The 20,781-nt window shown below is 64.1% G+C and carries 17 protein-coding genes; 3 read left to right on the forward strand and 14 right to left on the reverse strand.

Translation table 11 applies throughout. The features are described from left to right. Positions 1-46: 46 nt before the first annotated feature. Positions 47-4,552 (forward strand): DUF5801 repeats-in-toxin domain-containing protein, encoded by a 4,506-nt coding sequence (locus K359_RS57225; RefSeq protein ID WP_051346111.1) that lies wholly within the window; start codon positions 47-49, stop codon positions 4,550-4,552. 62 nt (positions 4,553-4,614) lie between these two features. On the opposite strand, the gene K359_RS0113145 is transcribed toward K359_RS57225, so the two are convergent. Beyond that, on the reverse strand, positions 4,615-6,378 hold the full coding sequence (locus tag K359_RS0113145) for an alkaline phosphatase family protein (protein WP_029079766.1): 1,764 nt from the start codon (positions 6,376-6,378) through the stop codon (positions 4,615-4,617). A 306-nt stretch (positions 6,379-6,684) separates the two neighbouring features. Here K359_RS0113145 and K359_RS0113150 point away from each other — a divergent pair, with 306 nt between their 5' ends. Further along, positions 6,685-8,109: a cytochrome c peroxidase gene (locus K359_RS0113150; protein ID WP_029079767.1), complete on the forward strand. Its 1,425-nt coding sequence runs from the start codon at positions 6,685-6,687 to the stop codon at positions 8,107-8,109. A gap of 139 nt (positions 8,110-8,248) precedes the next feature. Here K359_RS0113150 and K359_RS51830 read toward each other — a convergent pair whose 3' ends face one another. From K359_RS51830 to K359_RS0113170, 4 genes are all read right to left on the reverse strand, one after another. After that, positions 8,249-8,929, reverse strand: a complete 681-nt coding sequence (locus K359_RS51830) for a hypothetical protein (protein ID WP_245284591.1) — start codon at positions 8,927-8,929, stop codon at positions 8,249-8,251. 120 nt (positions 8,930-9,049) lie between these two features. Next, the gene (locus K359_RS0113160) at positions 9,050-11,101 is read right to left on the reverse strand and encodes an alkaline phosphatase family protein (RefSeq protein WP_029079768.1); all 2,052 of its coding nucleotides are present in this window, start codon (positions 11,099-11,101) and stop codon (positions 9,050-9,052) included. Between the two features lie 242 nt (positions 11,102-11,343). Further along, positions 11,344-12,720 carry a cytochrome c peroxidase gene (locus tag K359_RS0113165; protein WP_029079769.1) on the reverse strand — a complete coding sequence of 459 codons (1,377 nt, stop codon included), beginning with the start codon at positions 12,718-12,720 and terminating at the stop codon, positions 11,344-11,346. Beyond that, on the reverse strand, positions 12,717-13,502 hold the full coding sequence (locus K359_RS0113170) for an EfeM/EfeO family lipoprotein (RefSeq protein ID WP_029079770.1): 786 nt from the start codon (positions 13,500-13,502) through the stop codon (positions 12,717-12,719). Before K359_RS0113170 ends, K359_RS0113165 begins: the two co-directional genes overlap by 4 nt. A 212-nt stretch (positions 13,503-13,714) precedes the next feature. On the opposite strand from K359_RS0113170, the gene K359_RS0113175 reads away from it, so the two are divergent. Then, on the forward strand, positions 13,715-14,236 hold the full coding sequence (locus tag K359_RS0113175) for an A24 family peptidase (RefSeq protein ID WP_245284593.1): 522 nt from the start codon (positions 13,715-13,717) through the stop codon (positions 14,234-14,236). A 19-nt stretch (positions 14,237-14,255) separates the two neighbouring features. Here the strand turns inward: K359_RS0113175 and K359_RS0113180 are convergent, their stop codons facing one another. From K359_RS0113180 to K359_RS0113220, 9 genes are read right to left on the reverse strand one after another with little or no spacing between them, the layout of a single operon-like run. Continuing rightward, positions 14,256-14,900: a hypothetical protein gene (locus K359_RS0113180; protein WP_245284594.1), complete on the reverse strand. Its 645-nt coding sequence runs from the start codon at positions 14,898-14,900 to the stop codon at positions 14,256-14,258. After that, entirely contained in the window at positions 14,900-15,463 is a 564-nt protein-coding gene (gene gspM / locus K359_RS0113185) for a type II secretion system protein GspM (protein WP_029079773.1), read from the reverse strand. The genes K359_RS0113180 and gspM overlap by 1 nt, the downstream gene beginning before the upstream one ends. Beyond that, on the reverse strand, positions 15,460-16,533 hold the full coding sequence (locus tag K359_RS0113190; protein WP_029079774.1) for a PilN domain-containing protein: 1,074 nt from the start codon (positions 16,531-16,533) through the stop codon (positions 15,460-15,462). Before K359_RS0113190 ends, gspM begins: the two co-directional genes overlap by 4 nt. Next, on the reverse strand, positions 16,533-17,447 hold the full coding sequence (locus tag K359_RS0113195; RefSeq protein WP_029079775.1) for a general secretion pathway protein GspK: 915 nt from the start codon (positions 17,445-17,447) through the stop codon (positions 16,533-16,535). The genes K359_RS0113190 and K359_RS0113195 overlap by 1 nt, the downstream gene beginning before the upstream one ends. Continuing rightward, positions 17,447-18,175, reverse strand: coding sequence for a type II secretion system protein J (locus K359_RS0113200; protein ID WP_029079776.1), 729 nt, complete (start codon positions 18,173-18,175; stop codon positions 17,447-17,449). Before K359_RS0113200 ends, K359_RS0113195 begins: the two co-directional genes overlap by 1 nt. Beyond that, on the reverse strand, positions 18,172-18,576 hold the full coding sequence (locus K359_RS0113205) for a prepilin-type N-terminal cleavage/methylation domain-containing protein (RefSeq protein ID WP_156928488.1): 405 nt from the start codon (positions 18,574-18,576) through the stop codon (positions 18,172-18,174). The genes K359_RS0113200 and K359_RS0113205 overlap by 4 nt, the downstream gene beginning before the upstream one ends. Next, positions 18,557-19,021 (reverse strand): type II secretion system protein, encoded by a 465-nt coding sequence (locus K359_RS0113210; RefSeq protein ID WP_029079778.1) that lies wholly within the window; start codon positions 19,019-19,021, stop codon positions 18,557-18,559. The genes K359_RS0113205 and K359_RS0113210 overlap by 20 nt, the downstream gene beginning before the upstream one ends. A gap of 18 nt (positions 19,022-19,039) precedes the next feature. Next, positions 19,040-19,516 (reverse strand): type II secretion system major pseudopilin GspG, encoded by a 477-nt coding sequence (gene gspG / locus K359_RS0113215; protein WP_035976545.1) that lies wholly within the window; start codon positions 19,514-19,516, stop codon positions 19,040-19,042. Between the two features lie 53 nt (positions 19,517-19,569). Next, complete coding sequence (locus K359_RS0113220; protein WP_029079780.1) at positions 19,570-20,781, reverse strand: type II secretion system F family protein; 1,212 nt, start codon at positions 20,779-20,781, stop codon at positions 19,570-19,572.

Below are 20,781 nucleotides of genomic sequence, written 5' to 3' on the forward strand. Positions count from 1 at the left end.
AAAGCCAATGTCAGTTGCGTCCGGCGTCGAGTTCGGGGGCGTGTGCATGGCCGATTTGGGCCAGCCGCCCCGATTCATCGGCAACATTCAGACGGCGATCGGCTGCGGCACTATCAGGCGTGCAAGCGGCATCGCGGTTCGAGGCACGATTGGCGATCCCGTTCGCGAGGGTGACGTCATCGAGGTCGAAGCCGGCGGGCGGATCGAGATACGGTTGATCGGTGGCAGGGTGCTCGATCTGCCAGGTGGCACCTGCCTCGAGCTAAGTGCATGCGCGCAGGACCCCAACGAGATCGCGCGACCGGGCCTGCTCGCGAGGACCAGGGACATCTTCCGTTCCATTGGCAGTTGGCTGGCAAGGTCGGGCACCCCGGCCGCGGACCCACCGGTTGGCAACTTTCGAGCGGGCGGCTTCGGCACACTGACGCTCACCGCGCTGACCTTCTCGCTCCTGAAAGAAGCCCGGGCCGCGGAGTCGAACGTCACGTTCCTGGACGACGACAGCATCAACTACAAGGACCTCCACCACGGCGTCTTCGAGCTCGTGACCAAGGAGGCGATCCCCCGGCATATCATCGTCGAGGATCCCGGAGAGACGATCATCCTGAGCAGAAAGGGGTCCTCCGTCGGCGTCAGCCAGGCCACGAATTCCCCTTCGCACATGCAGGAATTGCGGGAGGCCCAGCAGGAGACGCTCGCCTATTTCGAGAAGGGACCGGGATCGAAAGGGTCCGGCACGTCGACCTTCGACGGGTCGCCGTTGCTGCAACCGATCAATTTTCAGCCTGGCGCGCAACCGCTGACGCCAGATCCGCTCGCGCCCGTGCCGGTGGTCATCTTTGCCAACGTCGAGACCTTCAAGCCGCCGCCGGTGCCGCCGCACCTGAACCTCGGAGCAGGACTGACGGAAATCGATACCGCGAAATTTGATGACTTCGGTACGGCGAGCGGAACTTTTTCCGCGAGCAGCAAGAACGGTGCGGTGACATTCGGCATCGGCGGAGGAAGTGCCGGCAACGTGGTGCAGGGCCAGCTGACCTACGACGTGTCGAGCACCGGCGCGTTTGGCACGCTCTACCTCAACAGCGAGACCGGAAACTACACCTTCGTTCCGAACAATGCCGCGATCAACGCGCTGAAGGTCAACTCGACCCAAAGTTTCGTTATCACCGTATCGGACGGCACGCTCTCGACCAGCGAGAGCTTCGACATCCCCATTGTTGGTGTCGACGACGCCTCTATCATTTCCGGCGCCAAGGCCGGCGCAGTTGTGGGTGCAGTCGGCGTCAGTGGGGCCTCGCCCGGTCTGCTCATCGCGACCGGCACGCTCACCGACACCGATGTCGACGATCCCGCCAATACCTTCACCGCCATCAACGCGCCGACGACAAGCGCGGGCGGCCACGGCTCATTCACGCTCACAACGGCCGGCGTGTGGACCTATACGCTCAACAACGCCGACAGCTCCGTGCAAGCCCTCCATGTCGGCCAAACCCTGACCGACAGCTTCACGGTGGCCACGATAGGCGGAACCCCGCAGGTGGTGACGATCACCATCCACGGCCCGCTGATCGAGGCCAGACCGGCGCCGTCGCTGACGCTGAGCGAGACCCATCTGACAGCGACAGCGCTGGACGACAACATCGCCGGCTCGGCACCGGACGCCGCGTTGACGACGACCTCAGGCGAGTTCTCGGCAGCGTTCGTCACCGCACCGGGTGTGACCGCCAGCTACGCGCTGACGATCACTGGCGGCAACGGCGCGGCGTCGGGGCTGATCGACTCGCACACCGGCCTCTCCGACGTGCTGGTTTTGAACGGCAACACCATCGAAGGCCGTGTCGGCACAGCAGGCGGGGCGCTCGCATTCACCATCGCGGTTGATCCGGCCACGGGCCGCGTGACCTTCGTCGAGCACCGCGCGGTGGAGCAATCGTCCGGCACCAGCCCCGACAACGGCGAAGGGATCGCGCTGGAGACCGGCATTGTAAACCTGATCGCGACGGTCACGGACAGCGACGGCCGGTACCAGGACATAAGCATCGATCTCGGCAAGCAGCTGACGATCACCGACGATGGCCCGCACATTGCGGCGGCGGGCACAGCCCCATCGCTGACGCTGAGCGAGACGCATCTGACGGCAACGGCGCTGGACGACCACATCGCCGGCTCGGCACCGGACGCGGCGCTGACGACGACTTCAGCCGATTTCTCGGCGGCCTTCACTTCGGTGCAAGGCGCCGATGGCGCGACCATCCGCTACGCGCTGACGATCACGGGCGGCAACGGCGCAGCGTCGGGGCTGATCGACTCGCATACCGGCCTCGCCGACCTGCTGGTTCTGAATGGCAACACGATCGAAGGCCGCGTCGGCGCGACCAACGGCACACTGGCATTCACTATCACGCTTGATCCGGCTACGGGACGTGTGACCTTCACCGACTACCGGCCGGTGGAGCAGCCGCTCGGCACCAGCCCGGACAGCGACGAGGCCATATCGCTGGCCGCCGGCATCGTAAACCTGACTGCCACGATCACCGACAGGGACGGCGACTTCCAGAGCGCCAACCTCGACCTCGGCAGCAGGCTATCCATCAGCGACGATGGCCCCTGCATCCGGGCCAACGGCACCGCTCCGTCGCTGACGCTGAGCGAGACGCATCTGACGGCAACGGCGCTGGACGGCCACATTGCCGGCTCCGCGCCGGACGCGGCGCTGACGACAATATCAGCCGATTTCTCGACGGCGTTCACTTCGCTCCAGGGCGCCGATGGCGCGACGACCCACTATGCGCTGACGATCAACGGAGGTAACTGCACCCCGTCCGGTCTGACCGACTCGCATACCGGCCTCGCCGACGTGCTGGTTCAGCACGGCAACACGATCGAAGGTCACGTCGGCACCGCAAGCGGGGAGCTGGCATTCACCATCGCGGTTGATCCGGCCACGGGAAGCGTCACTTTCACCGAGTATCGCGCGGTGACGCATCCGTCCTGCACCAGCGCTGACGAAGCCGTCTCACTAACCGCCGGCGTCGTAAACCTGGTCGCCACCATTACGGACAAGGATGGCGACTTCCAGACTGCGTGCATCGACCTCGGCAAGCAACTGACGATCACGGACGATCACCCGACCATTTGCGGCTTCCCGGAGACCTTCGTCACCGCCCGGGACGATCAAACCGCGACCGGCACTTACCATGTCGATTTCGGCGCGGATGGCGACGCCGCGATGCGCGTTGCCGTCCACGACGGTGCAGTCGGCTGCACGGGATACGATCTGGCTACGTCTTGCCTGGGTGACGGCGTTACCTCGGTGCACGTCACCGGACATGGCGATGACTACAGCTTCTACTATACGACCCATCAGGTGGGCGGCGGCGTTGAACTGGACGCCTATCTTGCGGATTGCGGCGGCACGCTGGCCGATCCGTACTTCAGGTTGCTGATCAGTCCGGACGGAACATATTGCTTTGATCTCGAGCACGCCGGGCCGTCGAAGGACGTCACCGTTAGCGGCTCCGATTTCGACGCGCCGCCCTGCGGCACGCCGTCATTGACTGCTCCGGATGGGCAATTGGTGATTACCGGGTCTGACTGCGCCGGCCATCCGCTCGATGTCAAGGCATCGAGTTGCGGTATCGCGGTCGGCGACAGCGGACTGCAAATGGACCCGACCGAGCAGTTGAACCTCGCGTTCACCGGGCAGCAGTCGCAGGTCAGTTTCAATCTCACGCAATGGCAGGGCTATGGCACGGCCGGTGTGATCCTCAAGGTTCTTGACGGCAGCTCCGACGTTCACGACTTCTGCATCGATGTTCCCAAGCCGCTGTGCGGCAGCGCCAGCTTCGTGGTCCAGGAGACATCGGATGCTTCGCTGATCGACACCTACACTTTTAATGCCACGACGACGACGTACACGCTGTACGTTGACAGGGCGTTCAATCAAGTCCAGGTCGACTATGATCGGGCGGAGGCCGGGCACCCCACCTTCGCGGTCAACAACATCAGCTATACTGAAAAGACGAGTATCAACGCAGATCTCCTGTTCGATGTAACTGCGGTCGACGGAGACGGCGACTCGGCCACGACCAACCTTCAGGTCGATATTCAGTGCCACACGGCGGGGATGGATGCCTTCACATTCGCGGCCAGCCCGGACAGTGCTGCACCGCCGGTCGGCGGCAGCACCAGCGCTCCAGCGCCCGACGTTAGCCCGACGTCAACGAGCGGCCATGTCGACGCGGCCTTGTCTCAGGCCATGTTGCCCTTTGTAGACGGCGGAACATCCGCAACGACCGGGCAGTCCTTTCATTTCGCGGCGGAGCTTCCGAGCCTTGAACAGCAGGGAGCTTCGCCTCCTCCAGACTTCGATCAAACCGCCACGTGGTTCGGTTACCATCAGGATTCCGCCGGATTTCGCCTGGCACAAGGGGCTGCAGACGGAGCGCCAGCAACTGGGCCAGCTATCCCGGAGCACCAGCCGGATTACTTCTCAAACCACATGCCGGACGCCGTCGTGACCCATACGCCTCATGATCTGATCGTCTAACTACTCCTCCACACACTCCGGCCCGCGTCAGACGTTGACGCGGGCCAGGATCGCTTCTCTTGTCAGTGGTCGCCGGCCTTCAGCGCCGCCGAAAGGCTGCGCACCGGGCGCGTCACCAGCGGATCGAGATCAAAGCGCTTTTCGAGCATCTTGAGGATCGACGTGGTGTCGAAATCCTCATGCGCGACGCCCGACTTGTTGAAGCGCTTGGCGATCAGCAGCGCCGGAATGCGGGTGCCCGGGCCCCACTGGTCCGCAGCCCTGGCTTCGGCACCATGACGGTTGTGCGGCGGCGGCGGAACGTGATCCCACTGCCCACCGAACTCGTCATAGGTGATGACGATCAGCGTGTCCTTGCCATCCGGCCCTTCGGCGATCGCCTTGACGAGATCGACGAGATGCTGGCTGCCTTCGGACTCGCTGGTGTACCCCGGATGCTCGTTCTCCTCGCCGATCGGCTTGATGAAGCTGACCTGCTTCAGCCGGCCGCTCTTGGCCGCCTGGATGAACTCCGCCTCGTCCTTCAGATGATCCCTACGGGCCTGCGTTCCCGGCGCGTAGTTGGCAAAGTAGTTGAGCGCCTGATGGTGGAACTGGAAGTCCACGTCGGCGCAATTCGGGAACACCGCCGTCGAAAGATGGTTCGGATCGGTGCAGGTCGTGCCGTTGCCGTTGGTCCAGCCGGAAGCGCCGACGTCGCCATTGGCGTTCGACCAGCCGCCCGAATACCAGGCCCAGTCAACGTGCTTTGCCGACAGCCGATCGCCGATGTTCGGCGTGTGCAGCGGCGGCAGGCGCTTGATGTCTGGGGTGCCCGGCGAATAGGGCTGGTAGGTCGGCTGCGTGGTGTTGACCGCATAGTCGCCGCAGGCGAGGCCCGCCGGCAGCCCGGTCTGGCTGCACTTTGCCGTCAGCTGCGCATCCTTCACGGTGGAGACCGGCGTATAGAGCGGCGTGCTGGTGGGCATGCCGTTGGCATCGACGATCGAGTGGAAGTCGTTGGCGCTGCCGTCGCTCAAGGCACCGACGAACTGCGGCGCCGCGGCTGCAACAAAGAACTGGTGGTTGAGGAACGAACCACCGAAGGCGCCCTGAAAGAAGCTGTCGGCGATGACGTAGTTCGGGGCGCCGTGGCCGTGCAGATAGCTGTAGATCGGCAGTTTCTTGGTGTCGTAGTAGCCCATCGTCAGGCCCGACGCGTCGCTGCCGGTCACGTAGCGGTTCTGCCGGCCGCCGTTGAGCTGGTACTGCTCGTTGTAGAAGCGATGCACGATATCCTCGGTGCAGCCGCCGGGCGCGCCGGTGCCGTTGAGGAAGCCGTGCGCAGCGAAAGCGCCGACCGGTTTCGGGCAGGTGGTGGCCGAGGTCGGAATGAAGTCGTTGATCTCGAACGGCTTGTTCTTGAAGGCGCTCAGGATCGCGACGGTGCCCGTATTGTCGGTGCAGCTCGTCGGCTGCGGCGACGGCGAGGTCAGGTTGACGTCGTTCTGCAGCAGACAGGCATAGACGGTCTGATTGTCCTGCCGGACCTGCAAGGTGTGCGCCGCATCGGCGTCGGGGGTGCCATTGATCCGGTCACGGCCGACATCGCCCCAGTGACCGTAGAGGTTATCGAAGCTGTGGTTCTCCTGGTAGATGACCACGATGTGCTTGTACTGATGCACACCTTCATGACCGCGATCGCGCAGATCACGCAGCTCGTCCCTGACCTCGTGCTTGAATTCATCGATGATCTTTTCGACCAGATTCTCGGCGTTTGCCACCGGTGCGGTGGCAACGGTGCCAGCAACAATTGCGAGCGCCGGAATGGCTCCCCAAAGCCGCATAGTGCTCTCCTGATTTAGAAAGAAATAGAAATGGAGCTACACGCTAAGCAAAACACATTTCGCTGGGATGACCGTTTTTCGACGCGCGCGCGAAGGCATGACGTGTCGTTCACGCCGCGACAGAGTATCGCCCGGTAAGAAGCGTAACCATCGGTTTCGGCTTCGTTGCCGTCATCAAACCGCAATCAACCTTCGTCTATCCAATCAGACGGTCATTGGTCCCGCCGACAGAAAACTGTCACCTCCGTGACATCTTCCGATCGGGCGGCGGCACGAAGCGATTTGTGACAGGGGCGAATTCTCGCGATGGCTTGCGAAATTGTTGCGCGCGATTCCGGAGCAGGTCGGACCGCAATCGCCGGTCGCGGCGTGAAGCACGCGCCGATCGCGCTGCTGACGCTCGTCGCGGCCTTCCTTCCGTTGCGCGCGACCGCGTTCCCGCTCGGCGGCGACCAGACGGTGCTGCCGGCCGGCACCGAATTTTCCGAGGAGGCGCTGGCGCGGCCGCGCGAGCTTTTTCATTCCGAAGCGATGGGCGGCCGAAAGTCCTATCTGGTCAATCTCGGCGATCTCGCCTTCAATTCGCCTTCCATCCTGGGCGGCAAGGCCCGGCAGGCCGAGATGAGCTGCGGCACCTGCCACGTCAATGGCGCATCGAACCCGAAATTATTCGTCCCCGGAGCCTCTTCGCGTCCCGGCACCTTCGACACGACCAGCCTTCTCTTCAATGCCAAGACGTTCAACAGCATCCTCGATCCGGTCAGGATACCGAGCCTGCGCGGCGCCCGCTTCCTCGCGCCCTACGGACATGACGGGCGCATCGGCTCGCTCCGCGACTTCGTCTATAATGTCATCGTCAATGAATTTTCGGGTCCAAAGCCGCGCGACGAGATTCTCGACGGCCTGGTCGCCTATATCAACGACATCGAGTTCCTGCCGAATCCAAAGCTCGGGCCCGGCGGCAGGCTTGCCGCACAGGCCAGTGTTGCGGAGCGCCGCGGCGAGCACCTGTTCTTCAAGCCGTTCCCGAAGCAGGCCGAGCTGAGCTGCGCCGGCTGTCATGTTCCGGGGGCAACCTTCAACGACCAGCTGCGTCACGACGTCGGATCCGGCGGACTGGTCAAGACCCCCACTTTGCTGAACGCCAACTTCAACGCGCCGTATTTCCACGATGGCCGCTACGACAGTTACGAGCAGGTGGTGGAGCATTTCGACCGCGTGTTCGACCTCGACCTGTCGACCGAGGACACGCAGGACCTCGTCGCCTATCTGACTGCGGTCGGTGACGGCGACCGTCCGTTCGAAAAGGACGGCGTCGTGCTCCGGATGAAGGAAGTGCTTGAACTGTCGAGCGTCCTCGAGGTCGCCATCCCGGCCGCCGATACCGCGGTGGTGTCGCTGGCCGTGACCGGCGTCGGCGCCGAGCTGCGTGAATTGACCGAGCGGATTCCCGACATCAGGAACAGCTCGATCGGCGGCAAGGACGAGCGGCTGGCGGCGCGCGCGATCCTGAAGGACCTCGTCCTCACCCTGCGCCGCATTGATCTCGACGTTGGAGCCGGCCGTATCGACGATGCGATGGCCGAATATCGCCAATTCGCCCAGCTGGTGAATTTCGACGTTCCCGTCGCCCTGAAGAAGGTCGAGCCCTGGTCGCTGTTCAACAGCAACGTGCATCAGTCGCACTACACGGCGCTCGGCCGGATCCTGCCGGTGACCAATGCGCGATGAATCATCGTCGCGCTATGGCTCCTTGTCTGCGCATGATCTCCGCGCAAACGCATTGCGTTTGTCGCGAGGGAAAACCGCTTCGCACTTTTCCGGATCATGCTTTAGCCGGCAATCGCAGTAGGCACCGGCACACATCGGCTCACTCCGAAGCCGGCGGCGCAACCCATACGTCGCTCTGCTGAATCCTGCGGATCAGTGTCTGCGGGTCGAATTTGCGCAGGTTCGCCGGGATTTCGAAGGCCTGCGCCGGCTGGGGCTCGTCGCGGATGTGATCGACGGCGATCACCGTCCCATCCGCGGTCTTGATCTGCACCGGGAATTTCCGCGCGCGGTCGATCCACCCGACGAAGCCGGGACCGGACGACGCCGTGACCCGATAGACATCGGTGGCGCGCCCCGCGATCGTCTCCTCTCCGTCGCGTTGGCAATGCCATGTCGCGACATCGATCGGCGCGGCCAGTTGCGCGATCGCCTGCCATTGCCGGCAGGGTTGGTCCGGATCGACCGGAACGAACATTTGGGTGAGCGGGCTCGATTGTCTTGCGTCCATGAAGACGCGGGCGCCCGGACGGACGAACCAGGCCGCGGGCCTGGCCGTATCGATCAGGAAGAAGCCATCGGGCAACGCGGCTGTCTCGATCCGTGCTTTTCCGTCCGAGACCCGCAAGGTTCCCATGGCTGTTGCCGTATCATCCTTCCTCGCGACGAGGTCGGCGGAAAACTGCTGCGCCTGGGCCGGCATCGTCGCATTGGCCAGGACGGCAACGGCAAGCAGGCAGGCCGCAGGGCTTCCCGAACAAATCTTCTCGTTACGCTTCATCGCATATTCCCGATCGATCATCTGGTGGGCAGGCAAAACATGACGACGCCGACCGAACCATGGGTTCGATCGGCGCCGGCCTCGGATGGATTCAAGACCTCGCGCTGGGCGAGAGCTTGATCACTCGGTGTAGGACAACGTGACCGGCTTGCTGAAGTCGAACGCGTCGAACAGATCAGACAGTGCCGGGCTGTTGGTCGGGACATACTCGTTGTTCTTCGAGTAGCTCGGGTTCGGCAGGTTATCGCGGCTGCGGTTCGTGAGCGGCTGGAGGGCCCAGTTGCGTTCGATGAACTTCAGCAGCGAAACGTGGTCGGCGTAGTTGTGGTTGACCTTGCCGCCCGTCGAATAGGGCGAAAGGATCAGGGTCGGAATCCGCGGTCCGTCGCCGAAGAAGTCGATGGACTGCTGGTAGCCGGAGTCCCAATAGCCGCCGGCCTCGTCCCAGGTGATGAAGACAGCGGTTTCAGCCTTCAGCTCGGGGTTGTTGTCCAGCGCGTTGAGCACGTTCAGGACATAGGCCTCGAACAGATCGACCTTCGAGCTCTGCGGGTGACCGTCGAGCAGGCCATCCGGCTTGCCGAACGACACCGAGGGCAACGTGTTCTTCTCGATCGACGTGATTAGATCGGCAGTGTCCTTCATGTGAGCCTGGCGCACGGCCGGGTTGGCCATGATCGAGGTCGCATACTGGAACGGATTGCAGATCTGGCAGTAGGCAACGCCGAGCGCGTGTGCCGGATCGGCAACCGCGGCGGCGCTGAGGTTCGGGTTCGACGGATTGGCGGCAACCGCGGCGTTGGAAAGCGCCACGGCGTCGTTAAACGCACCACCATAGAACGCCCAGGAGATGTTCTTCTCCATGAGCGCGTCGCCGATCGTGCGAACCGACGACGGCGGGACGTTGTTGCCGCCCGCCAGCGCGCCGTTCGGCAGATAGCCCGGATTGACGTTGTTGAGCATGTAGTAGTGGTTGGGCTTGCAGTTCGGCTCGGCCGCGTACGGCAGATTGTTGAGATAGGTGACGATCGGCTTCACGCCCGGCTGGAAGACATCAGAGCAGTTGCTCCAATTGCCATCGACGGTGTAGCGGTTGACCGAACCCGCGGCCGGGTTGGGGTTGGCGATCAGGCTGGCCGGCGGCGTCACCGGGTTGCCCTTGCCGTCGCTCCAGAACGCCGCATCGCCGGTGCCGAGCATGAAGTGGTTCGCGCCGGTGCCGCCGTGGAACGACTGGTGGAAGTTGTCGCTCAGCGTGAAGCGGTCGGCGAGCATCTTCAGGACCGGGGCCTGACCCTGCTGGGCGTTGTAGAAGCCCATCGAGTTGGCCATGCTCTTGTTGGACGCCGAATAGGTCGCCATCACGAACGGGAACAGGTCGTTCAGGCAGCCCGAGTTGTTCTTCTTGGTGGCGCTGGCGGCGTTGCAGTCTTCCTGCTGCCAGTCCTGATAGAAGCGATGCGTCGAGTCGCCGGTGTAGTCGTCGTCAGAGAGCTGCTCGCCCTGCAACTGGAACGGTCCGTTCAGACCGCCGGCGCCGGGAACGCGGGTATCAAGCACACCGGTCGGCAGACCGCTGAAGCCGGTGGTGAGGATGTCGAGATCCGCCGGGTCCATGTCCTTCTCGACGCTGGCTTCGGCGATCGTCTTGAACGGGGGCGAGGTGTCGCTCTGCGCGGTCGGCGTGCCGTTGGTGTTCGGCTGCGGCATCAGGTTGGTCGCGTTGTAGGGCGACTTCGAGATGGTCGGCGCGCCGATATAGAAGGACGTCTGGCCCGCGACCGAGTACTGCTGCGCCTGCGCAAAGTTCGGACCCGGCGTTCCGTCCTCGTTGACGATGCCCTTCGACAGCAGGTTGGAGATCGTCTGCCCCTTGCCCTTCGGCTTGTAGATGCCAAAGGTGTGATCGAGGCCGCGGTTCTCACCGATCAGGATGATGACGTGCTTGATCGGCGAGGCGGTCTTCACCTTGTCGCCGTGATCCTTGTCACCATGATCGTGGTCATTCTTGGCGCGATCGGCGTCGTGGTGCGCCTTGTTGTTGTGATGCGGGCGCTTGTCCCAATCACTGTGACCGCCCGGATAGTGAGCGGCATATGCGGCTGTCGCAACGAGCACCGTAGACGCGATGCAGAGCGCGGTGCTGGTTCGCCAGTGCTTTTTGTAATTCAAACTCATTGTCGACCTCAGGTGTTTGCGGTTAGCAACGCACCCTGCTTAGTGCGGCAATATGACGCATGGTTTTCGCTTACATGAATGCGCGCAAGAAATTTCGAAACGTTCAAATATTTTCGCGGAGACATCATCAGCAGCGCGCGCAACTCCGCGATTCAAATATTCAATCATTGGTTGAGAAACGATCAAGCGATCCACGCAGCGAAGCGGGTCAGCAAAAGAGCTTAAATACAGCCCAATCAATGCGAAACATGCTTGGAGCGCATCACCTGGCGAAGCGCAGCATAATGCTGATCATGCACGTTCTGATTGAACAACGACCACGGCTCCGCACTGGCCAGCAACGCCGGAACAGCAGCGGCCATCAGATTGCGATAGTTCCTGAACTCGGTTGCAGCATCCGCGCTGCGCCCCGCTGCAACAGCCATTTCGATTCGCCGCAGCGTGAGCACCAGCTCCTTGAGACCGCTGCGCGCAAGCACGCGCTGCTGCTCGCCGCCTGATACGCTGGTGTTCTTGCGATCCGGGTATTGCTCGGTCAATTCGCGCAGCTCACGGCCGATCGTATCGACCGCCAGTGCGACGATGTCCTTGTCGCCGGCAGGAATCGCGGTCGCAAGCACCGTCGAGAAATCGTTGATCTCCTTCAGCGTGGCGCCGGCACCGTCGCGCTCATAGGGCTGCACGCCATCGCCCACCGCCGTGAGATAGGCGACGAGGTCGCCCTTGTCCTGCGCCGAGAGATCGAGCTGAAACGTGCGGTCGAAATAATCGACGACCTGGCTGACATTGTCGAAGCGGCCGTCGTGAAAATACGGCGCATTGAAGTCGGCGTTGCGCAGGGTCGGCGTCTTGAACAGTCCGCCTGAACCGATGTCGTGTTGCTGATGATCGACAAAGCCCGACGATGGAACATGGCAGCCGGCGCAGCTCAGCGCAGGATCGTGCGGAAACGGCCGCGAGAACAACGCCTCGCCGCGGCGTTCCGGCTCGGTGATCTTGCCAGCCAGCCGTCCCGCGGGGCCCAGGCTCGGGTTGGGCAGGAAGTCGATGTCGTGAATATAGGCCACGATCGCATCGAGCGTTGCCGGCGACGGCTCCGGTCCGGCGAACTCGCTGGTGATGACGTTGTGGACGAAATCGCGCAGCGAGGCGAACCGGCCGTCGGCGCCATAGGGTGCCAGGTAGCGGGCGCCGCGCAGGCTCGGAATCCGCACGGGATCGAACGACAGATTGTTGGCCTTCGGATTGAACAGAGGACCGGTGGTGTCGAACGTGCCGGGCCGGCTCGACATCTTCGGCATGAAGAATTTGGCGTTGTTGGCACCATTGACGTGACAGGTGCCGCAGCTCACGCCGGCCTGCCGCGCCACCTCGCCAAGCAACCCGGGCGAATTGAAAGCGAGATCGCCGAGATTCACCAGATAGGATTTGCTGCCGGTGCGCTCGGACTGGAACACCTCGCGCGGCTTGTCGAGCGCATCCTCGTTCAGCTCGGTCGCAACCGGCAGCACGGTCTTGTCGCCATCGACCGGAAACGCCACGGCGCGCCCGAGCAGTGCAAGGGCGATGACGCCGGAGAGCAGTGCAGCCAGACGCAGCTGAAGCGATGTCATCGCGCCTGGGCCTCCAAGGTCGGCCGCTGCAGGCCGAGCTTCGCCGATGCGCTCTGCAACGCGATCACCAGCTCCTCACTGGTCTGGCGCAGATCGGCAATGTTGACACGCGGCAAGTCGGGCGTCGCGACGATCGCCTCGAGCTGCTCGATCCGGTTGTTCACCGTCTCGTCGAGCTTGCCGTCGACCGTGTTGAGCGCGGCAGAGAAAATCGTGTGGTAAGCGAAGTCGATGCCGGCGATGTTGTTGCGCATGTCGTCGAGCGAGGTGCCGCTGATGCGCGATTCGCCGCCATCAGCCTTGCTCTCTCCGACCTCGTAAGCGAGCCGCACCGTGCCGTCCAAGAGGCCCTGCGGCGTCAGCTTGATGTCCTTGAGCTTGCCGTGAAGGTCGTTCAGATGCTCGACAAGGCCCGCCGCGTCAGTGGCGACGTCGGTGCTTGCAGCACCGAACAGCTTTGCCTCGATGGCGTGGAACCCGCTGTCCGCGTTCGGCCAGGCGTCGATCTGCGCATCGAGCTCGGGAACGAATCCTGCGGTGAACACTTCCGAGCGCTCCCAGCCGGCGCGCGCCGACAGCCAGGCCTTCTTCGCACCGGGCAAATCCGCTGCCGCGGCGCGCTCGCGCAATGCACGCGCGCCTGTCAGCGCACTGGCGACGCCCTCGATCAAATACGGCCGATAGCGCTCGGCACCTTCCTCCAGAGCGCCGGCATTCGCGGCGCGCACGCCCGCGAACGCTGCCAGCAAAGCAAGGCACGCCGCCACTCGCATCTTGTGCATAGTCAACCCACTCATCTGCCACGAAGGGCTCGCGGCACGTAGTGGTGCGGACTATTGTCGGTGTCCTATGCGGATTTGTGACAGCGCAGACATTTTGTCGCATCTTTTCTGCTTCGCTATCGTCGATGACGATCACAATTTCGCAAACCCGTCGCGCGGTGACGGATCAATTGAGAATGGACTGTTCAACGCGCGCGAGTTGTTGCAACACATTGAGCACGCGTCACACTTATCCCGTCACCATGCATATCGATCGCGAAGTTCTTTATTTTATCGGGTCTTACGGCGCGCTTTGCATGCTCTGCTGCGCGGTCGCGCTGATCGATCTTCGCCACGGCATCATTCCAAATTGGCTGAACCTTGCGATCGCCGCGCTCGGTCTTGCGAACGTCGTCGTCACTGAAGGCACGACAGCCGCCTTCACCGCAATGGCGAGCGCGGTCCTCGTCGGCGCCGTGTTCTGGCTGTTGCAGCGGCTTTACTTCGCCTTGCGGCATGTCGACGGATTGGGACTTGGCGACGTCAAGTTTCTTGCCGCCGCCACGATCTGGGTCGGCGCGACAGGGGTTCCGACCTTGCTGCTGATCGCGGCACTCGCGGCACTTGCAGTTGCCGGAGGCCTGCAACTCGCAGGACACGAGATGAAGCGCCAGACGTCGATCCCGTTCGGTCCTTTTCTTGCGCTCGGCCTTCTCCTGACGGCGGCACTTCAGAGCTGGCTCGCGCTGATCTAGTTTCCGCTGGACGCTGCAATCACATCTGGCGCCGCGCGGCCAAAGGCTTCCGCTCCGTGCTGACCGGAACGAGCCGGACGTCGCCGCTCTCTTCACCGCCGGGCTGGGGCAATGAGAGCACGGCCTCCTGCTCGTCCTTCTGCATCCTGACTTCACGTCCGTTGATGGCTCGCAGCTTCCATCCCTGGAAATCGTCACCGACCTTCAGTCGCAGCGCGGTCTTGTTCGATTGATCGAGAAATATCCCGAAACTTTCATCATCTCCCGCGATCGTGCCGACCAGCGACAGCGGCGGCGGCTCGATCGCGACCTTGCGCGGCGGCGTCGGCGCTGGCTTGCTGACCTCCGGTTCCGCAACGACGGCGGGCGGCGGCCGCCGCGACGGCGAGAACACCGGCCGGTCGCGCGTGTTGGACAGCGTCTTGAGCGGGATGCCCCACAGCGGATTTGCGCTGAGTGGCCGCGGCGGCGGCGCCGGCGAAGGGGCCACGCGGACCGACGTTACAGGTTCGGACGGCGGCGGCGAGCTCAGCACCGGACCGCCCAGGCGGGTATCATCGAGCAGCCCGGCATCGAGCGCATCGCCGGACCGGTCGGGCACGGCGGCCGCTGCAGCATGAACCGACGCGGCCAGGAGCACGATGATCGCTGCAAAGCGTCGCATCACTTGGCTCCCCGCCATTGTCCGGACACGCCGAGCAGCACGCGCATCTTGCCGGGATCGGCGCCCTTGGCGGCCTCGTCGGCGACGGGCTGCACGACCAATTGGTCGATGAACAGGAACGGCATGCTGGCTTCGAGATCGTAGAGCACCGGCTGCAATTGCGCCTGCTCGATCTCGCAGCTCGCGACCATACTGAGAAAGCCGGCCTTCGCCGGCACGTTGGGAACGTCTAGCTGCGTCGACAGCACGTTGCCGCCGGCCTTGATCACGGCACCCGACACACGTTGCAGCAAGGTGGCGCCGGCAACCGTGACGGTGGCGCCCTCGAGATAAGCGGAGCCGGTCGGCATCGCGGGCTGACCTGGCGCGGTGTTCGCCCTGGATCGTCCCTCGAGCTGCTCCAGCATTCCGGCCGAGGCCGCAACATCGCTGCGCAGGCCAGCGATATCAGACAGCGACGAAATGACGACAAAGAGCAAAAGCACGAAAAGGCCGAGATAGCTCGCGGTCGCGACCAGTGGCGAGGTGCTGACGGCGGCCAGCGATCGGGATGCTGTGCTCATGTGCCGGACCCAAAATTCGCGGTGATGTTGGCCTCGACGTGGAACCGCTCCGCCGTCTCATTCGCTGCGCGCGTCGTCGGCGCGAAGAACGTGGCGCGGGTGAATTGCGGCGACTGCTCCAGCAGCCTGATCAGGGATGGCGCATCCTGGGTCATTCCGACCACCTGCACCTTGTTGCCCTCGATGCGCAGCTCGGTCACATAGGTGGTATCGGGCAATACACGCGAGATCGCTTCCAGGACCATGACGCTCGATGGCGTCGTTTGCTTGCGCTTGGCCAACAGGCCGAGACCGGACGAATCGCCATTGGCGTCAAGGCGCAGCGCGGCACGGCGCTGCGAGATCCGGTGCTGGAGATCGTCCTGCTCCGATTGCAGCCAGCCGCCGAGATAGATGTTCAGCAGCAGCGAGACCGCGGCTGCGGCGGCCGTCGAGACCAGGCCGATGCGCAACAGGCGCGGAACCAGATGTCCGGCAAGACCCCGCAGCGGCCGATCGAGCAACGTCACCTGCTGCAGCGTGCCGTCGCCGCCAACCGCCGGCGCCGAGACCGCGATGGAAGCGCCGCCCAGCGTCCTGGCCAACCGGATCAACGGATCGACCTTGGCCGCCGCGGTCGCACTGAACGCGACTTCAATACGATCATTGCCGACCGGCCGCGGCGCGCCCCAGCCGAACACCGCGTCAGCGGCGCTCCATGGTGTCAGCCGGTCGACCTGCGCGCGGATCATGCCGTCGAGGAAATCGCCAGCCTGACTCGGGAAATCGAGCACGCGGCTGACGATTTGATCCGATCGCAAGCGCACCTCGATCCGGCTGCCGTCGAACGCCGTCTTCCAATCCGTTGACAGTGGAGGCTGTGGCACATCGTGATCGAGCCGAAACGAAACCGGCACCGAGGGTGAACCATCCTTCGACACCGCGAGACGGGCGGTGAATGTGCCGTCGGCATTTTCGTCGAGCGCGACGCCACGCCGGCGCACGAACCTATCAGCGACGCCGTCAACGGTGACCGCGACGGCGCCGATCCAACGCTCGAACCATTGTCGTGCTTCGGCAAATATTGCCATCAACCTCTCCCGCGAAGCAGAACCGGATTTCGCGGTTCGACATCGTTCTGCCAGGACAACACACGATAGGGCTCGACCTTGTCGCCGAGCGCGATCACCGCCTCGGACGTGGTGCGATGGCCGTTGCGGAAACGGATCGAGATCGCGATCCGGTAGCATGGGCTCTGCGCCGTCGATGCCGCACTTTGCGCGTTCGGCGCCTGCGTTCCGGCCGCGATGCCGTTTGGCGAGGCCGAACGCGCCCCGAAGCCGTCCTGATCGTTGCCCGATGCCTTGTCCAGCGCCCTGACGATTTCCGGCGCCGCGATCTTCAGATCGACATCCGGGCTGCCGTTGAACACCGTGACAAACGGCAGCGCGCGGTCGACCAGGGCTTCGGGGATACCGGCGATCAGCGCCAGCTCGTTGACATGGACGAACAGGCCCTGGCGCGGCGAGTAGCCAAGCGCATTGTAGCGGGCGGCCTCGACATTCTCGCTGCCCGGCGCGGGCCGGGTTCGCCAGCCGACGATCCGGTCGGCGTATTCGCCGGCTGCGTCCTTGCCGGCGCCGAGCACGACGAACAGGCCAATCAGCATCTCCTTCGATGCGTAATTCAGGTCGAGGCGGCCCGCCTCCGACGTGAAGGTCACGCCGACGCTGGCATCGTCCAGCCCAAAATGAAAAGCCCCGCTCTGCGGCCGCGTCTTCTCATCCGTCAGCGTCAATTGATAAGCTGCGAGCTCAACTCCGGCCGACATCAGCGCCTCGGTCTGCAACGACAGGTCGCTGGCGGCCAGCGCCCGCGCCGACGCGGCGAGATAGGCCGAGAAGATGATCGCCAGCGACGACAGCGCCAGCAGGATCCAGAGCACCGCAACGATGACGAAGCCGCGATCGGCCGGCGTTCGGCCGCACTTGCCGGTCGCGCCCATCACGTCTTCCCCTGATCGGTAGACGTCTTGCCCTGATCGGCGTTGCCGTCGGAATTGCGCTTGTCGCCGCAATTGCCGTCCGGCTTGGTGCAGTCGCTCGGAATCTGGACATGGACCGGCGCGATGGTCGACACCGACAGCACCCGTTCGCTGGCAGCATCACGCACCGTCAGCCGAATCATCGCCGGCAGTCTGTCGGCATCCCGCCACACGCTTTTCCATGCCCGGTCCGCACCGGCATAGGCGAAGGACAGCCGATAGGGCGCGCGCAGCAGCACGACCGGGCTGCCGAGATGCACCTGTTCCGATAGCGACACTCCGTCGGCCAGCGGTGTAAACCGCGCCTGCGAACGCACCGTGACGAACTCGCCGCGATCCCTGATCTCGCCAAGCCGCACAATGTCGAGCCCCGGCCCCGCATTCGGTCCCACCGACGTCCGCACGAACGTCACCGACAATTCCGATCCATCGAACAGCGGCTTGTGGGCGTCGCGATTGGCGGCAACGAACTCCGCCGCGGCGAGGTCGGCCCCGATCCGTTCCAGCGCGATCCCGATCAGCTCGCTGCGCTGGATCCGGTCGAGCCCCCGGTTCCAGCTCGGCAACCATTGCGCCGTGATGCTGGCGAGCGCCGACAGCAACAGCCCCATCAGCGCCAGCGCGACGATGGTCTCGATCAGCGTGAAGCCGCGCTCATGCGCGCGCTGGTCTGTGTTCGCCGGGGTCATTGCGAGGACCTCGGCATCAGGCGCACGGTGCGGACGTCGGACAATGCGCCGCCCGGAGATTTGACGCGAATTCTCACCAGCTCCGGGGCCCAGGGCACGTTGCCCTCGGGAACCGTCCAGTCACCACCGAGCGGACTGACGTCGACGGTCCACCGGTAGCCCTCCGCCTGCCCGGTCGATGAGCCCGGCTGCAATTCGGCGCGGGGCGGAATGCCGACCGTCATCAAGGTGCGCGCTGCCTGCATCAGCGCGACGTGCTGCTCCATGGCGCGAACACCGCGCGTCTTGACACCCATCACGGCGCCGATCGCGACGATCGAGACGGCCACCAGCGCCAGCGCCACCAGCACCTCGATGATCGTGAACCCCGCGTCAGCGCGGTTAGTTGGCGGCGACGTCACGAGCAACGATTTCAACCCTTCCGGTGAGCCAGTTGACGCGCACTTCATATCCCGCATCGAGCCGCGTCAGCGCGATGGAGCCGCCACAGGAACCGCCATTGGCGAAGAAACGAATGGTCGATAGCGCGGCCTGCCGCTGGCAGCGCTGCGGCAGCACGGCATCGAACCGCACATCGTCGGGAATTCGCACCGCCATGCGCGATGCGCCCGAGTGGATCACCCGGCTCGCCGCATCGACCAGCGTCGCAACGCTGGTGCTGCGCTCGATGGCGGCATTGCGGTCGGCCTTCAAGAGCGTCGCGGTCTGCAGCGCATAGGCCTGCAACCGCGAACGCGAGGTTTGGTGCGGAATGAACGGAAGCAGCACGGCCGCGAGCAGCGCGATGATGGCGAGCACGCACACCATCTCGAGCAAAGTGAAACCGCGCTGCGTCGCGTCATTCATGCTCGCCATGCACCCGTGTTATTCATTGTTGGCGGCTGTCGCCTTCTCGAGCGAAATGTCGGCGGAGGTACCGCTGCCGCCCTCCTGACCGTCCGATCCATAGGAGACGATGTCATACGGCCCGTGTTCGCCGGGCGACCGATAGAGATAGGCGTGATTCCAGGGATCGCTCGGAACGTTGCCGCCCTTCAGATACGGACCATTCCAGGCCGCGACCCCCGGCGTGCGCCGGACCAGAGCGGCGAGCCCCTCCGCCGTGGACGGGAAGCGGCCCGCGTCGAGATAGAACAGGTCGAGCGCGCTGGAGAAGCTCTGCAGCTGAATGCGCGCGGTCTTGACCTTGGATTCGCTGAGATAGTTGAGCACGCGCGGCCCGATCAGCCCCATGATGAGGCCGATGATCGCGATCACCACCAGCATCTCGACCAGGGTGAAACCCTCCTGCCCCGAACGCCGCGGCCCTTGCGACCGCGCCCGAGCGCGTCCCGCTCGCATGGAAAATGCCCCGATGATGGTGTTGCGCGATATCATGACCGATGACCTCTGCTCTAACCGACTAGCTGCGTGACCGAGAGCAGCGCCGTCATCACCGATACGATCAGTCCGCCGACGACGGTGCTGATGGTGATGATCGCCAGCGGACCGACGATGCCGACGACACGGTCCAGGCTGCGCTGCAATTTTGCTTCGTAGAATTCCGCGACCCGCCCGGCCAGCACCGGCAGCTGCCCGGTCTCTTCACCGAGCCGCAGCATGCGCACCGCCATCGGCGGCAGGCTGTCCGCGACGGAGAGCGCTTCCGACAGTTTTCCGCCATGGCGGACGCGGTCGGCGGCGGCGGTCCAGTTCGCCTCGCTCCCGGTCACCGCCATGATGTCGACGAGGATGCGCAGCGCAGCGGTGAGGTTGACGCCGCTGCCGAGCAGGACGCCGAGATTGCGGCAGAACAGGCTGGCGCGATAGAACTGGAAGGCGCTGCTGATGCCGGGAACCCGCGAGATCGCGTTGACGAGCGCGGCGCGCACCCGCGCCTGCCGCAGCAGCCACCATGCGAGCGCGATCGTGGCCGCACTAATCAGGCTTGCCGCCGTGGCATTGGCGCGGAGGAAATCCGATACCGCGATGAAGCTGGCGAGCGCCGTATCCGACTTGCCGCCGAAATCGCCCAGCACGGTCGAGAATTGCGGCAGCACGAAAAGCAGGAAGAACAGCATCACGCCGGACGCCGCGACCAGTACAAAGGCCGGATACTGCATGGCGTCAGTCAGCTTGCGCCGCATCTGCTCGGAACGCGCGCGCTCGGTCCCGAGCATCTCCAGCACGGAGTCGAGCGTGCCGGAGATTTCCCCGACCCGGACCAGGGCGATGTACATCGGCTGGAACAGGGTCGGATGATCCGCGACCGCATCGGCAAAGCTCTCGCCGGTGAGCAGGGCCGCGCGAATTTTTGCCACCACCGGACGCATCCGCCCGACATCGGCATCGCCGGACAGCAGCTCCAGCGCATCGTCGAGACGCGCGCCGGCCTTGAGCAGCAGCGCAAGGTCGCGCGTGAATGTGGTGACCTCAGCGGCGCTCGGCCCGCCGAACAGGCTGCGGCTACCGGCGGCGCCGGACGCGCGCTTGTCCTCGGTGGTTTCGATCGGCAGCAGCTTGAGATATTCGATCCGCCGCGCCACCTCGGCCGCAGTCGGGGCGGCGATCGTGCCGTTCACGATCTCGCCGGTCTGGGTCAAAGCGCGATAGCGATAATTCGGCAC

Origin of the sequence: Bradyrhizobium sp. th-b2, assembly GCF_000426785.1 — a bacterium.
In the GTDB taxonomy this organism is placed as follows: Bacteria; Pseudomonadota; Alphaproteobacteria; order Rhizobiales; family Xanthobacteraceae; genus Bradyrhizobium; species Bradyrhizobium septentrionale.